The sequence below is a fragment of the Paraburkholderia sp. NMBU_R16 genome, from assembly GCF_013282575.1.
GTDB lineage: Bacteria > Pseudomonadota > Gammaproteobacteria > Burkholderiales > Burkholderiaceae > Trinickia.
Map to the genome: position 1 here is coordinate 1 of NZ_JAAAYE010000341.1, position 327 is coordinate 327.

General features: G+C 58.1%; 1 protein-coding gene. It reads left to right on the plus strand.

Annotated elements, in window-relative coordinates; translation table 11 throughout:
- Positions 1 to 259: IS66 family insertion sequence element accessory protein TnpB (gene tnpB, locus GWC77_RS28495; RefSeq protein WP_173263001.1), on the plus strand; the 259-nt coding region annotated here is incomplete at its 5' end.
- Between the last annotated feature and the right edge of the window lie 68 nt (positions 260 to 327).

Consider the following 327-nt stretch of genomic DNA (forward strand, 5'->3'; position numbering starts at 1 on the left):
GGTGCGTGTGTTCCTGTACGGTGCGCCGGTCGACATGCGACGCTCGTTCGATGGCCTGTACGCGATTGCGCGCCACGGCATGCCGGTCGATCCGCTGGCGGGCCATTTGTTCGCGTTCATCAATCGTCGTGCTACGCAAATAAAGGTGCTCTACTTCGATCGTAGCGGCTGGTGTGTGTGGGCCAACTATCTGGCTTCATACTACGACTCCTTCGGCTGGATTAGAGGGTTTTGGATCCGCTGTTGCTCGAGCAGCTAGTACGCGGTCAGTAAGTCGATCCCATCGGCTGCTGTGCTTCACCGGCGGATTCGAATCTGGAACGTCGT